Source organism: Pseudomonas sp. COR18, assembly GCF_048568395.1.
Taxonomy (GTDB): domain Bacteria; phylum Pseudomonadota; class Gammaproteobacteria; order Pseudomonadales; family Pseudomonadaceae; genus Aquipseudomonas; species Aquipseudomonas fuscovaginae_B.
On the sequence record NZ_CP183808.1, the window covers coordinates 6,756,281 to 6,770,464 of the forward strand.

The window sequence follows — 14,184 nt, forward strand, 5'->3', positions numbered from 1 at the left end:
AGCGTTTCATCCCAGCCGGCGCCGCACACGTCCTATAACAAGCGACGCCCGTCCCACCCCTTGAACGGAGCCGCTTCATGATCACTCGTGCCTCACGCCTTGCCCCGACCTGCCTCGCCGCCCTGCTCGGCGTGTTCGCCTTCGCCCCGGTCCAGGCCGCCGAAGTCCAGGTGGCCGTCGCCGCCAACTTCACCGCGCCGATCCAGGCGATCGCCAGCGACTTCGAGAAAGACACCGGGCACAAGCTGATCGCCGCCTACGGCGCCACTGGCCAGTTCTATACCCAGATCAAGAACGGCGCGCCATTCGAAGTGTTCCTCGCCGCCGACGACACCACCCCGGCCAAACTGGAGAAGGAAGGCGACATCGTGGCCGGCTCGCGCTTCACCTACGCCGTCGGCACCCTGGCCCTGTGGTCGGCCAAGGACGGTTACGTCGATGCCAAAGGCCAGGTGCTCAAGGACAATCACTACCAGCACCTGTCCATCGCCGACCCGAAGGCCGCCCCCTACGGCCTGGCCGCCACCCAGGTCCTGGCCAAGCTGGGCCTGACCGACAAGGTCAAGGACAAGCTGGTCACCGGCCAGAACATCACCCAGGCCTACCAGTTCGTGTCCACCGGCAACGCCGAGCTGGGCTTCGTCGCCCTGTCGCAGGTCTACAAGGACGGCAAGCTCGCCAGCGGTTCGGCGTGGATCGTCCCGGCCGACCTGCATGAAGCGATCAGGCAGGACGCGGTGATCCTCAACAAGGGCAAGGACAATGTCGCCGCCAAGGCGCTGGTGGAATACCTGAAGGGCCCGAAAGCCGCGGCCATCATCCACGCCTATGGCTACGCCCTGTAAATGCCGCTCGACAGTACCGACTTCGCCGCGATCTGGCTGACGCTGAAACTGGCGTCGCTGACCACGGTGATCCTGTTGCTGGTCGGCACCCCCATCGCCCTGTGGCTGTCGCGCACCCGATCCTGGCTGCGCGGGCCGATCGGCGCGGTGGTAGCCCTGCCGCTGGTGCTGCCGCCGACGGTAATCGGCTTCTACCTGCTGCTGGCCTTCGGCCCTCACGGTTTCATCGGGCATTTCACCCAGGCCATCGGCCTGGGCACCCTGACCTTCAGCTTCACCGGCCTGGTCATCGGTTCGGTGATCTACTCGATGCCGTTCGTGGTCCAGCCGCTGCAAAACGCCTTCAGCGCCATTGGCACCCGCCCGCTGGAAGTGGCCGCGACCCTGCGCGCCAACCCCTGGGACACCTTCTTCAGCGTGATCCTGCCGCTGGCGCGTCCCGGTTTCATCACCGCCGCGATTCTCGGCTTCGCCCACACCGTCGGCGAGTTCGGCGTGGTGCTGATGATCGGCGGCAATATCCCGGACCGGACCCGCGTGGTTTCGGTCCAGATCTACGACCACGTCGAGGCCATGGAATACCTCCAGGCCCACTGGCTGGCCGGCGCCATGCTGGTGTTCTCCTTCCTTGTCCTGCTGGCGCTGTACTCGAGCAGAAAAACCAGGATGGGCTGGAGCTGAGCCATGACCGCCTCGATACAGACCCGCCTGAAACTGCACTACCCGGGCTTCGCCCTGGATCTGGACCTGCGCCTGCCCGGCCGCGGTGTGACCGCGCTGTTCGGCCCCTCGGGCTCGGGCAAGACCACCTGCCTGCGCTGCCTCGCCGGCCTGGAAAAAGCCCCGCAGGCCTTCATCCAGGTCAACGACGAAATCTGGCAGGACAGCGACCGCCAACGCTTCGTGCCCCCGCACAAGCGCGCCCTGGGTTACGTGTTCCAGGAAGCCAGCCTGTTCCCGCACCTCTCGGTGCGGGCGAACCTGGAGTTCGGCCTGCGCCGCATTCCCCGGGCCCAGCGGCGGGTGGACATGAGCCAGGCCTGTGAGCTGCTGGGCATCAGCCACCTGCTGGAACGTCACCCGCAACACCTCTCCGGCGGCGAACGCCAGCGTGTCGGCATCGCCCGGGCGCTGCTCACCAGCCCTCGCCTGCTGCTGATGGACGAACCCCTCGCCGCGCTCGACAGCCAGCGCAAGAACGAGATCCTGCCGTACCTGGAACGCCTGCAGGACGAGCTGGATATTCCGCTGCTCTACGTCAGCCATTCCCAGGACGAGGTCGCCCGCCTGGCCGATCACATCGTCCTGTTTTCCGCCGGCAAGGCGCTGGCCAGCGGGCCGATCGGCACCACCCTGGCGCGGCTCGACCTGCCCCTGGCCCTGGGCGACGACGCCGGCGTGGTGATCGCCGGCCAGGTCAGCGCCTACGACCCGCATTATCAGCTCGTGACCCTGCAACTGCCCGGCAGCCCATCGAACATCCGCGTGGCGCACACCCCGCAGGCCATCGGCAGGCAATTGCGCTGCAAGGTCCAGGCGCGCGACGTCAGCCTCAGCCTGCAGGTGGAAGAACACAGCAGCATTCTCAACCGCCTGCCGGTCACCGTCACCGGCGAAACCGCCGCGGACAACCAGGCCCATGTGCTGGTGCGGCTGGATGCCGACGGCACCCCGCTGCTGGCGCGGATCACCCGCTACTCGCGCGACCAGTTGCAACTGCGGACCGGCCAGCGGCTCTGGGCACAGATCAAGGCGGTGGCGGTACTGGCCTGATAAAAGGCACCTCCGGGCACGGCCGCGGTCAATCGGTCATACCGTCTGATTCTCCTTCAAGGACGCCGCCATGCCCGATGCTTCAGCACCCGCCGAGCTGTCACCCGACCTGCATTACGTCGACGACACCCAGCCAGGTATCCGTCGCAGGAAATGGCGCAAGCGGTTCGCCTATTTCAATGCCGAGGGCGAGCGCATTCGCGACCCGCAGGAGATCCGCCGCCTCGACGCCCTCGCCGTGCCCCCGGCCTACACCGACGTGTGGATCTGCGCCGATCCGCAAGGCCACCTGCAAGCCACCGGGCGCGATGCCCGGGGCCGCAAGCAGTACCGCTATCACCCGCGTTGGCGGGAGATCCGCGATCAGGACAAGTACGCCCGGCTGCTGGCCTTCGGCAAGGCGCTGCCCAAGTTGCGGCAACAGTTGCAAACGATCCTGGCGAAACCGGGGTTCAACCGCGACAAGGTCATGGCCACGGTGATCAGCCTGCTCGACACCACCCTGATCCGCATCGGCAACAGCCGCTACGCCCGGGAGAATCGCTCCTACGGCCTGACCACCCTGCGCAACCGGCATGTCGCGATCAACGGCAGCGCCATCGTCTTCCAGTTCCGCGGCAAGAGCGGCGTCGAGCACCGGGTCACGGTCAGGGACCGGCGCCTGGCCACGGTACTCAAGCGCTGCCTGGAACTGCCCGGCCAGCACCTGTTCCAGTATCTGGACGAAAACGGCGGGCGGCATGTCGTCAGTTCCTCGGACGTCAACGCCTGCCTGCAGGAACTGACCGGTGCCGATTTCACCGCCAAGGACTTCCGCACCTGGGCCGGCAGCGCCATGGCCCTGACGGTACTACGTGAACTGCACTGGGAACCGGAGGCCGAGGCCAAACGGCAGATCGTCGAAACGGTCAAGAGCGTCGCCAGGCAGTTGGGCAATACCCCGGCCGTGTGCCGCAAGTGCTACATCCATCCCGGCGTCCTCGAGGCCTTCGTCCTCGGCGAGCTGGCCAGCCTGCCCAAGCCGAGGCTGCGCAAGGGCCTGCACCTGGAGGAAGTCGGCCTTGCGATGTTTCTGCAACGCCAGGCGTGACACAGCCCCCGTCGGTCAGTGCCGGGCCTTCCAGTCCCGCAGCCATTGCAGGCCGGCCGAGGTGTTGCCCCGTGGGCGATACTCGCAACCGATCCAGCCCGGGTAGCCCAACTGGTCGATCAGTTCGAACAGCCAGGGGTAGTTCACCTCGCCCAGGTCCGGCTCGTGGCGATCCGGTACTCCGGCGATCTGGATATGGCCGATATGGGCCAGGTCGCGGCGCAAGGTGGTGGCCAGGTCACCTTCGACGATCTGGCAGTGGTAGCAGTCGAACTGCACCTGCAGGTTGGCTGCGCCGACCGCCTCGCGAATGGCATGGGCCTGGTCCTGGCGGTTGAGGAAAAAGCCGGGCATGTCCCGTGGGTTGATCGGCTCCAGCAGCACCGTCACCCCGACCTTGGCGGCCGCCGAAGTGGCATGGGCGAGGTTTTCCAGGTAGGTCGCCTGATGGCGTTCGCGGCTGGCATCGGCGGGCAACAGGCCGGCCATCACATGGATATGCCGGTTGCCCAGTACGCTGGCGTACTCCAGGGCCCTGGCAAAACCGTCGCGGAACGCCTGCTCACGGCCGGGCAAGGAAACGATACCGCGCTCTCCCGCCGCCCAGTCGCCCGGCGGTGCATTGAACAGCACCTGGTGAAGGCCATGATCGTCCAGGCGTTGTTTCAGCTCCTGCACGGGATAGTCGTAGGGAAACAGGTACTCCACCGCCTCGAAACCATCGGCGGCGGCGGCCTGGAAACGATCCAGGAAGTCGTGTTCCGGGTAGAGCATGCTCAGGTTGGCAGCAAAACGGGGCATGGGAATTCTCGGTGTCCGTGGCGAAAGGCGTAGCAATACACAAGGTTGGCGGATCGGGCAATGACGGAGGATGGCCGCGAACGGGCAAACCCGCCCGGCCCGTTCCGGTTTTACCGCAGCGCAGGGCCTTCCGCCCTGCCACCTTAGGCCTTCGAGATCACTATGGAGCGCCACTCCCATGACCCAACAGCATACGGTCGAGGTGCTGCTGCGCCCGGCCGTGGAGTTGTACACCGTCGCCGTCTGCGCCGGCTGCATCGGGCTGTGCCTGTTCGCGCCCTGGGTACTTGGCCTGACACCGCTGTTCGGTGCACTGACGGCACTGGGTTATCTGCTGCTGGGCTGGATACGTTTGCGCCAGGCACTGATGGTACTGCGCTTTCGCCGCAATATCCGGCGCCTGCCACGCTATGTCATTACCAGCCAGCGCATCCCGGTCAGTCACCAGCGACTGTTCGTCGGTGCGGGTTTCAAATGGGAGCAACGGCATACCCAGCGCCTGATGCAGACCTACCGTCCGGAATTCCGTCGCTATGTCGAGCCTTCGCCGCTGTTCCTGCAGGCCCGTCGACTGGAGCGACGCCTGGAACAGGCGCGTTTGCCCCTGAGCCTGCTGCCTCGCCTCACCGCCTGGGACAGTCCGTTGAACCCGGTACGGCCACTGCCACCGGTAGGCGGCTCGCCCCGCCTGCATGGCGTGGAGCCCGATGAAGTCGAGGTGTCACTGCCCCTCGGCGAACGCGTCGGCCACAGCCTGGTGCTGGGCACGACCCGGGTCGGCAAGACCCGCCTGGCCGAGCTGTTCATCACCCAGGACATTCGCCGGGTCAAACGCATCGAGGGGCGCACGGAATTCGAACCGGTGATCGTCTTCGACCCCAAGGGCGATGCCGACCTGCTCAAACGCATGTACGTGGAAGCGCGCCGCGCCGGACGCGACAAGGAGTTCCATGTGTTCCACCTCGGCTGGCCGGATATCTCCGCCCGCTACAATGCCGTCGGCCGCTTCGACCGGATCTCCGAGGTGGCCAGCCGGATCTCCGGGCAACTGTCCGGCGAAGGCAGCAGCGCCGCGTTCCGCGAGTTCGCCTGGCGCTTCGTCAATATCATCGCCCGGGCCCTGGTGGAGCTGGGCAGCCGCCCGGACTACCTGAAGATCCAGCAGCACGTGATCAATATCGATGCCTTGTTCATCGACTACAGCCACCACTACTTCGCCCGTCATGACCCGGATGCCTGGGAGTTGATCGCCGGCCTCGAAGGCAAGCTCAACGAAAAGACCACCCCGCACAACATGCGCGGCCGCCAGCCACGGGTCACGGCCATCGACCAGTACCTGTCGCGCACCCGGGTCGCCGACCCGGTGATGGACGGCCTGCGCTCCGCCGTACGCTACGACAAGACCTACTTCGACAAGATCGTCGCCTCGCTGCTGCCGCTGCTGGAAAAACTCACCACCGGACGCATGGCCGAACTGATCTCGCCGGACTACGGCGCCCTCGACGATCCGCGACCGATCTTTGACTGGATGCAGGTGATCCGCAAGCGCGCAGTGGTGTATGTCGGGCTCGATGCGCTGTCCGACCCGGAGGTCGCCGCGGCGGTGGGCAACTCGATGTTCGCCGACCTGGTCTCGGTGGCCGGGCATATCTACAAGTTCGGCGTCGACGACGGCCTGCCCCACGCCGACCGCGAACAGAAGATCCCGATCAACCTGCACGCCGACGAATTCAACGAACTGATGGGCGAGGAGTTCATCCCGATGATCAACAAGGGCGGCGGCGCCGGCATCCAGGTCACCGCCTACACCCAGACCCTCAGCGACATCGAGGCCCGGCTCGGCAACCGTGCCAAGGCCGGCCAGGTGGTCGGCAACTTCAACAACCTGTTCATGCTGCGGGTACGGGAGACCGCCACGGCGGAACTGCTGACCCGACAATTGCCCAAGGTCGATGTGTACTCGACCACCCTGGTCAGCGGTGCCACCGACAGCTCGGATGCGTCGGGCAGCACCGACTTCACCAGCAACACCCAGGACCGGGTCAGTTCGACCTGCGTGCCGCTGATCGAGCCGGCCCACGTCGTCAGCCTGCCCAAGGGCCAGGCCTTCGCCCTGATCGAGGGCGCCAACCTGTGGAAGGTCCGCATGCCCCTGCCCGCCCCCGATCCGGACGAGAGCATGCCCAGGGACCTGCAGGCCCTGGCCGCCCACATGCGCAGGCGCTACGCCGACGGCGGTGGCGAATGGTGGAGCGCCTCGACGCCCTCCTGCGCCCCCTGAGCGATGTCCCCCGGCATCATGGCCCCGCTGCCCGCCATGTCGCCTGCGCCTCGCGCTGTGCCAGAAGCCAATCCAGTGCCTCGTCCCAGATCGCCGTGGCCGTGGGACGGAAGTAGCCCATGTGGCCGATGGGCTCTGCGGGCAGTTCCGAGCCCAGGTCACGCGTCGACCTGGGCGCATTGCGATAACCCTGGATGAAGGCATCCCGCGACACCGGTGGCGCCCATCGATCGTCCACCGCATTGGCGAACAGACAGGGTACGCACACCTGCGCATAACGTTCGGTGATGCCCGCCATCGCCGGATCGTCGAAGAAATAGCGGGGATACGCGCACCAGCGCTTCCAGTCCCGATAGACCCCCAGGGGCAGATCATCGCCCATGCCCAACAGGCTCCAGGCCATGTAACCCTTGCACCGGACGATCAGCGGCAGGACCCAGCGCCACAGCAGGCGGACCTTGAAGGCCTCGATCCTGGGCATCCAGCCGGCCCAGCCGGCGCCCGTGCCGAAGCAGTAGGCCGCAGTCAACCTGTGGTGATTGGGCAACAACCCCAGGGCGTGCCCGCCAAAGGAATGGCCGACCCAGAAGGTCGGCATACCGCCTTCGTCCATGCAGTCGACGGCTGCCGCCAGGTCGCGCAGCCCCCAGTCCAGATAAGACATCTCGAAGCCCTTGAGCGACGCCGGTGCGGAGTCGCCGACACCCCGGTAGTCCAGGGTCAGGACGTTGAAACCGCGGGCACACGCATGCAGGGCAAAACGACGATAGAAGCGCCGCTGCACGCCGGTGGCACCCGCCATGATCAGATTGCCTTTCACCGGTACGCGGGTGCGATAGCGAGTCGCGGCGAGACGAAAGCCGTCGTCGGCCAGCAGCGACAATGGCTCGATCAGCGCCAGGTTCGTTGCAGGGTCGGTTTTGTTCATACGAATGATTCCAGTCGTTGGATCGTAAACGCAGCGTCGCTCAGCGTCCCCTAAATACCGGCTCGCGCTTTTGCATCATCGCCATGACTCCCTCACGGACGTCCTCGCTCCCGATCAGCGAAAGCAGCAGCTCATTGAGCTGCGACAACGCGGCATCGTCGCCCTGGTCACGGGCCAGGAAAGCCGACTGCAAGGTGGCCCTGATGGCCAGTGGCGCGGCCTTGGCAATCCGCTCGGCATATTCGAGCGCACGGGCCAGTTCCTGACCTGGCTCAACGACCTCGGTCAGCACGCGCATGGCCAGGGCCTGCTGCGCATCGAAGGCTTCGCCGGTCAGCATGTAGCGCATGGCATTGGCCCAGCCGGCAGCCTGGGTGAAACGCACGGTGGAGCCGCCCGACGGCGCAATGCCACGCAGAACCTCCAGGTGGGCGAATCGCGCATTGCTGGCGGCAATGGCGATATCGGCGTTGAGCACCAGTTCGATGCCGGCCGTCCAGCAGGTGCCCTGCACCGCCACCACCACCGGCTTGCTGCGCCGCGGCCGGGCAAGGCCCCAGGGGTCGATACCCTCCGCCGGATAACTGAAGCCGCCACCGGCCAGCCGCGGCGCCAGTTCCATCAAGTCGAGGCCGGCAGTGAAGTGCTCGCCATGGGCGAACAGCACAGCACAACGCGACAGGTCGTTGCGCTCGAACTCGCCGAAGGCCAGGGCCAGATCGGTCAGCATGGCGCTGTCGAAGGCATTGCGTTTGCCGGCCCGGTCCAGGCCGATCAGATACAGGTGGCCACGCTGTTCCCGGGTGACGCGCCCCGGACCGCTGTTTGCCTCGTTCATTGCCAGATACTCCAGGTGAAGTTACTTACCATTTGTTTGGTTACTAGAAACTAAACAAACATTCGGTAACCGTCAAATTGAGGCGCCATGGCTTATGACATACAATCAACGCGCATGATCGAGACCAGGAGCCGTCCGTGCGCCCACTGAAAATCCCTCGCGACGAACTGCTGCAGCGCTGCGCCAATACGTTCAAGCGCCTCGGCTACCACGGCACCACCATGGACGCCCTGTCCAGTGCCTGCGGCCTGACCAAGGCGTCCTTCTACCACCACTACCCGAACAAGGAATCGCTGCTGCGGGATGTGCTGGGGTGGACCCACGAACGCCTGAAGCAGTCGCTGTTTTGCATCGCCGACGATGACAGTCTGCAAGCATGGGAACGGCTCGCACGCATGGGTCGCCGCGCCAGGAAGCTGTTCCAGGACGACTCGATCGGCTGCCTGATGGGCGTCGTGGCCGTCGATGCCAGCTATGGCAAGGTCGAGCTGATGGAGCCCATCCGCCACTTCCTCGATGACTGGACGGCAGCCTTCGCCACACTGTACCGCACCCGCTTCGACCAGGAGGCTGCCCAGCGCCTGGCCCGGCAACTGGTCGCCGACTTCGAAGGCGCGATTCTGCTGGCACGCATCTACAACGACGCCAGCTACATCGACGCGGTGATCGAGCGCGGCGTACAACAGTTGCAATCGGCACAAGCCGTAACCTGAAGCAGCCTGCGGGGTGACGTGACCATGGTCCGACAGCGCTTTACCCGGTAGCATGGCATACCAAAAACGGCCGGACGGTACCCCATGCTCACGGTGCAGGACCTGATCGATATCGACTTGCTGAAACTGCAGGCCGTCGCCGGCCTGGCCGGGACGGGCCGGCTGATCACCTGGGCGCACGCCGTCGACCTGCCGGACCCGTGGCGCTGGGTATCTCCCGGCGACCTGGTGATGACTACCGGCATGGGCATGCCCAGCGCCGCCGAGGAGCAGGTCGCCTGGCTGGAACAGTTGGTGCAGAGCAACGCCAGCGCGCTGGTCTTCGCGCCCCGGCCGGGTGCACCGAAGCTGTCGCGCAAGCTGCTCAAGGCTGCCGACCGCCTGCTCTTCCCGATCCTCCTGGGCAGCTTCGAACTCGAGTTCGTCAAACTCTCCCACCATGTGATCGAAAGCGTCCTGCAGGCCCAGCGCGAACGCTTCAATGCCAGCGAACGGCTGTTCCAGACCTATGCCGAAGCCTTGCGCAAGGAGTCCGGCATGGCCGGCCGCCTGGCGATCCTCGCCCAGACCCTGGACCTCGACCTGGCCATCGAGGACGCGGCCAGCGGCGTCAACCTCGTCGAAACGAAAACCGCCGTACCGCAGGCCGCGGGACGGGTCGAGCGCATCCCGATCGCCGGGCGCGCCCGGGCCAACCTGGTGCTGGCCCGCCAGGGCAAACGGACGCCGGAGGACCCGATCCTGGTGCGCTCGCTGGTCGGCCTGCTCGGCGTCGAACTCGAACGCCTGATGATCCACCGCGACCTGCAGCGCGAGGAAGGCTCGGCCCTGCTGCGCAGCCTGCTGGATGGCGAGACGGAATTCGCCCTGGCCCGCCCGCTGCTCGAACGACGTGGCCTGGGCGGCACGCTGGTCAGCCTGGCGATCCTGCCGGGCAGCACCGGCCCCTGGCGCGCCGACGAACTCCATCAGGCCCCTGCCCTGCACCCGTGCAGCCCGATCCTGCTGAGCGACAAGGGCCTGCTGCTGGCGATCAGCCGTGACCACAGCGATACCTTCAACGCCTTGATCGACGCCCTCGGCACAGACAGTGTCATCGGCATCAGTGGCCCGATCGCGACCGCCACCGGCTTTCGCGAAAGCGTCCGCCAGGCCCGCCTGGCCCTGACCCAGGCGCGGGAAACCGATGCCCGGATGTTGCGCTACGGCGAGGCCGAAACCGGCCTGATCATGGCGCCCAAGTCCCTGGCCGAAGCCCGGGCCCTGGTCGGTCGCTACCTGGGGCCGCTGATCGAGCACGACCGCACCCAGGGCGCCGCCCTGCTGCCCACCCTGATGAGTTTCCTGGAGAACGACGGCAACTGGAAAGCCGCCGCCTTCGACCTGGGGATTCATCGCCAGACATTGGTCTACCGGCTCAAGCTGGTGGAGCAGCTGACCGGCCTCAAGCCCACCACCACCCAGGGCATCGCCCGCTTCTGGATCGCGATCCAGGCCGGGCGGAACACCGAGCTGTTCGACACGCCCTGAATGCAAACGGCCCCGCTGCGTGGGCGGGGCCGTTTACCTTTCGACTAGCCGGTCACCTCAATGACTGGTCGGCATCGCGAACTCCGCACCCTTGGCGATGGCCTGCGGCCAACGCTGCATGATGCTCTTCTGCTTGGTATAGAAGCGCACACCCTCTTCGCCATAGGCATGCATGTCGCCAAACAGGCTCTTCTTCCAACCGCCGAAACCATGCCAGGCCATCGGCACCGGAATCGGTACGTTGATGCCGACCATGCCGACCTGGATACGCCGGCCGAACTCGCGGGCGACGTGACCGTCACGGGTGTAGAGGCTCACGCCGTTGCCAAACTCGTGGTCGTTGATCAGTTGCACCGCCTCGGCGAAATCCTTGACCCGCAGGCAGGCGAGCACCGGGCCGAAGATCTCCTCCTTGTGAATGCGCATGTCGGTGGTGACGTTGTCGAACAGCGTGCCGCCCATCCAGAAGCCGTCGCCGCAGCCCTCGCCGGCGGTCTGGCCGTTGAACGCTCGGCCATCGACCAGCAGGGTCGCCCCCTCTTTTACGCCCAGGTCGATGTAACCGGTGATGCGCTCGTGCGCGGCACGGGTGACGATCGGGCCCATCTCGGCCTCGAGGTTGGTGCCGTTGAGCACCTTCAGCTCACGGGTGCGCTCGATCAGTTTCGGCATCACCTTCTCGGCCGTCTCGTCGCCGACGAACACCGCCACGCTGATCGCCATGCAGCGCTCGCCGGCCGAACCATAGGCCGCACCGATCAGGGCGTCGACGACCTGGTCGATATCGGCATCGGGCATCACCACCAGGTGGTTCTTGGCGCCGCCCAGGGCCTGCACGCGCTTGCCGTGACGGGCACCGGTCTCGTAGATATGGTTGGCGATCGGCGTCGAGCCGACGAAGGAAATCGCCTGCACATCCGGGTGCTCGATCAGCGCGTTGACCGCGTCCTTGTCGCCCTGCACGACGTTGAACACGCCATCGGGCAGGCCGGCCTGCTTGAGCAGTTCGGCGATGAGCAGGCTCGGGCTCGGGTCGATCGGGCTCGGCTTGAGCACGAAGGTATTGCCGGTGGCCAGGGCCACGGGGAACATCCACATCGGCACCATCACCGGGAAGTTGAACGGGGTGATGCCGGTGACCACGCCCAGCGGCTGGCGCAAGATCCAGTTGTCGATGTTGGTGCTGACCTGGTCGGTGAAATCGGTCTTGAGCAACTGCGGTGCGCCACAGGCGAACTCGACGATCTCGATACCCCGCATGACCTCGCCCTGGGCATCGGTGAACACCTTGCCATGCTCGGCGGTGATCATCCGGGCCAGGTCGTCGCGATGGTCGTTGAGCAGCGCCAGGAACTTGTTGAGGATGCGCGAGCGGCGCAGCGGCGACAGGTTGCTCCAGGCCGGGAACGCCGCCTTGGCCGAGGCCACGGCCGCCTCCACGTCCTTCGGCGCGGACAGTTGCACCTGGCCGGTCACGACACCGGTGGCCGGGTTGTAGACCGGCAGTTGCTGGCCACTGGTGGTTTCGACCGGGGCGCCGGAGATCCAGTTCATGATGGTTTGGGTCATGGTTTTTCTCACATCGAAAAGTAACGGTGGCAGCATGCGGCCGCCGGTGAAGTCAGTAGATCGCATAGACCTTGCGGACGGTTTCCAGCACATCCCAGCGGCCGGTCCAGCCCGGCGGCAGGATGATCAGGTCGCCGCCGGTCACTTCCACCACTTCCCCGCTGCTGCTGTCGGTGAGCAGGGCCTTGCCGGAAATGATGTAGGTGAACTCGGTGTCGGGACGCTCGATCACCGGCCAGCCGCCCGGCTGGCACTCCCAGACGCCCAGGTTGCCGACCGCTTCGGGGGCCAGGGTCTGGATGGCGATCTGCGGGTCGCCCTTGTCGGCGCCGGCACGCTGGCCGGCTGGGGTCAGGGGCAGCGCCTGGATGGCGGCATGCTTGATGATGGTGAAGGTAGTCACGGCTTACTCCTGTTAGTGCGCACCGGTCAGCTTTTCCAGCAGCATGGCGGTGCGAGAGGGACGATGGGTGAAGCGCTCCTCGATATCGCTCAACGAGGCGGCGGCCAGGCCGCTGTTGATGCCGAACCAGCGCAGTGGCTCGCGCTCCCAGGACGGCGAGCGATGGTTGACGAAAGGCAGCGTGTTGATGTCTTCGTCGCGTTCAAGAATCAGGTTGCGCAGGATCCGTCCCGCCAGGTTGCTGGTGGCCACACCGTCGCCGACGTAGTTGCCGGCCCAGGCGAGGCGGTGCTTGCGATCGATGCTCACGGTCGGGCACCAGTCGCGGGACACGCCCAGTGCGCCTCCCCAGCGATGAGTGATCCGCGCATCGGCCAGCGCCGGGAAGAACTCGGTCAGGGTTGTGTGGATCTTGCCGTGGATGCTGTCCACCAGGTCGTTGCTGTCGGACATCCGCGAGCCCCATTGATAGGGTGCCCCACGACCGCCGAATACCAGCCGCCCTTCGGCCGTGACCTGGCCGTAGACCCGCAGGTGGCGCATGTCGTTGAACGCCAGGCGATGGTCGAGCCCGAGCGAGACCAACTGCTCGCGGGGCAACGGTTCGGTCGCCAGCACCAGCGAATAGAGCGGGATGACGAAACGTGACTTGCCCGGCTGCTGCGAGGTGAACGCCTCGGTGGCACGCACCGTGATATCGGCCCGGACCGAGCCCCGCTCGGTATGAACGACGCCCGGTGCCATCTGGATAACGGCGGATTGCTCGAAGATCTTCGCGCCCATGCCCTCGACCAGCCGGGCCAGGCCGCGGACCAGCTTGCCAGGATGAATCAGCGCGCAATGCTCGGTGTACAGCCCGCCCTGGACATCCTCGGCACCGATGCGCGAGCGTGCCTCGGCGCCATCGAGCGCCCGCCACTGGCTCGGCAGCCCGAATTGCGCCGAAGCGGCCACCGCCGCCCGCACCCGTTCCATCTGCGGGGCGCTGCGCGCCAGGGACAGGAAGCCCTGTTTCGCATAGTCGGCCTCCACGCCTTCCAGCGCCAGGACCCGGCCGATCTCGTCGACGGTGTCGTTCATCGCCGCCTGCAGCTTGAGGGCCGCGGCCTGGGAATACATCTGGGCCACCCTGGGCAGGGAGATCGGGAAGATCGCCGAGGCCCAGCCACCGTTGCGACCGGAGGCGCCGAAACCGACTTCCCGCTTCTCCAGCAGCACCACGCGCAGCGACGGGTCGCTCTTGAGCAGGTAGTAGGCCGTCCACAGGCCGGTGTAGCCGGCCCCGACGATGACCACGTCGGCCTGCTGCGTACCTTCCAGGCGTTCACGCGGCTGGCCGGGTTCGAACCAGAGCGGTTTGTTCGGTAGCTGGGACAAATCGAATTTCGCTGACATGCTGTTGGCTTCCCATTG

General features: G+C 66.0%; 13 protein-coding genes. 7 read left to right on the forward strand and 6 right to left on the reverse strand.

All coding sequences use genetic code 11. The features are described from left to right. The first annotated feature begins 77 nt into the window (after positions 1-77). The 4 genes from modA to ACM62G_RS30310 all read left to right on the forward strand — a co-directional run bounded on the left by modA (position 78) and on the right by ACM62G_RS30310 (position 3,708). Positions 78-845 (forward strand): molybdate ABC transporter substrate-binding protein, encoded by a 768-nt coding sequence (modA, locus tag ACM62G_RS30295; protein ID WP_273820488.1) that lies wholly within the window; start codon positions 78-80, stop codon positions 843-845. Next, the gene (modB, locus tag ACM62G_RS30300; protein WP_054062596.1) at positions 846-1,526 is read left to right on the forward strand and encodes a molybdate ABC transporter permease subunit; all 681 of its coding nucleotides are present in this window, start codon (positions 846-848) and stop codon (positions 1,524-1,526) included. Between the two features lie 3 nt (positions 1,527-1,529). Continuing rightward, positions 1,530-2,618 (forward strand): molybdenum ABC transporter ATP-binding protein, encoded by a 1,089-nt coding sequence (gene modC, locus ACM62G_RS30305; protein ID WP_419736343.1) that lies wholly within the window; start codon positions 1,530-1,532, stop codon positions 2,616-2,618. A 70-nt stretch (positions 2,619-2,688) separates the two neighbouring features. Continuing rightward, entirely contained in the window at positions 2,689-3,708 is a 1,020-nt protein-coding gene (locus ACM62G_RS30310; RefSeq protein ID WP_273820486.1) for a DNA topoisomerase IB, read from the forward strand. 15 nt (positions 3,709-3,723) lie between these two features. Here ACM62G_RS30310 and otnI read toward each other — a convergent pair whose 3' ends face one another. Beyond that, positions 3,724-4,509, reverse strand: coding sequence for a 2-oxo-tetronate isomerase (gene otnI / locus ACM62G_RS30315; RefSeq protein ID WP_273820484.1), 786 nt, complete (start codon positions 4,507-4,509; stop codon positions 3,724-3,726). A gap of 178 nt (positions 4,510-4,687) precedes the next feature. Here otnI and traD point away from each other — a divergent pair, with 178 nt between their 5' ends. Continuing rightward, entirely contained in the window at positions 4,688-6,790 is a 2,103-nt protein-coding gene (gene traD / locus ACM62G_RS30320) for a type IV conjugative transfer system coupling protein TraD (protein ID WP_419736344.1), read from the forward strand. Between the two features lie 16 nt (positions 6,791-6,806). Here traD and ACM62G_RS30325 read toward each other — a convergent pair whose 3' ends face one another. Together ACM62G_RS30325 and ACM62G_RS30330 are read right to left on the reverse strand one after the other, a co-directional pair. Further along, on the reverse strand, positions 6,807-7,718 hold the full coding sequence (locus ACM62G_RS30325) for an alpha/beta fold hydrolase (protein ID WP_273820482.1): 912 nt from the start codon (positions 7,716-7,718) through the stop codon (positions 6,807-6,809). Positions 7,719-7,758: 40 nt separating this feature from the next. Continuing rightward, on the reverse strand, positions 7,759-8,556 hold the full coding sequence (locus ACM62G_RS30330) for a crotonase/enoyl-CoA hydratase family protein (RefSeq protein ID WP_419736345.1): 798 nt from the start codon (positions 8,554-8,556) through the stop codon (positions 7,759-7,761). 137 nt (positions 8,557-8,693) lie between these two features. Here ACM62G_RS30330 and ACM62G_RS30335 point away from each other — a divergent pair, with 137 nt between their 5' ends. After that, positions 8,694-9,269: a TetR/AcrR family transcriptional regulator gene (locus tag ACM62G_RS30335; protein ID WP_419736346.1), complete on the forward strand. Its 576-nt coding sequence runs from the start codon at positions 8,694-8,696 to the stop codon at positions 9,267-9,269. 84 nt (positions 9,270-9,353) lie between these two features. After that, positions 9,354-10,799, forward strand: coding sequence for a PucR family transcriptional regulator (locus tag ACM62G_RS30340; protein ID WP_273820480.1), 1,446 nt, complete (start codon positions 9,354-9,356; stop codon positions 10,797-10,799). 57 nt (positions 10,800-10,856) lie between these two features. On the opposite strand, the gene ACM62G_RS30345 is transcribed toward ACM62G_RS30340, so the two are convergent. From ACM62G_RS30345 to ACM62G_RS30355, 3 genes are read right to left on the reverse strand one after another with little or no spacing between them, the layout of a single operon-like run. Beyond that, on the reverse strand, positions 10,857-12,368 hold the full coding sequence (locus tag ACM62G_RS30345; RefSeq protein WP_419736347.1) for a CoA-acylating methylmalonate-semialdehyde dehydrogenase: 1,512 nt from the start codon (positions 12,366-12,368) through the stop codon (positions 10,857-10,859). A gap of 52 nt (positions 12,369-12,420) precedes the next feature. After that, on the reverse strand, positions 12,421-12,771 hold the full coding sequence (locus tag ACM62G_RS30350) for a cupin domain-containing protein (protein WP_273820476.1): 351 nt from the start codon (positions 12,769-12,771) through the stop codon (positions 12,421-12,423). A 12-nt stretch (positions 12,772-12,783) separates the two neighbouring features. Then, a complete protein-coding gene (locus ACM62G_RS30355; RefSeq protein WP_419736348.1) occupies positions 12,784-14,166 on the reverse strand; it encodes an NAD(P)/FAD-dependent oxidoreductase in 1,383 nt (460 codons plus the stop codon). Between the last annotated feature and the right edge of the window lie 18 nt (positions 14,167-14,184).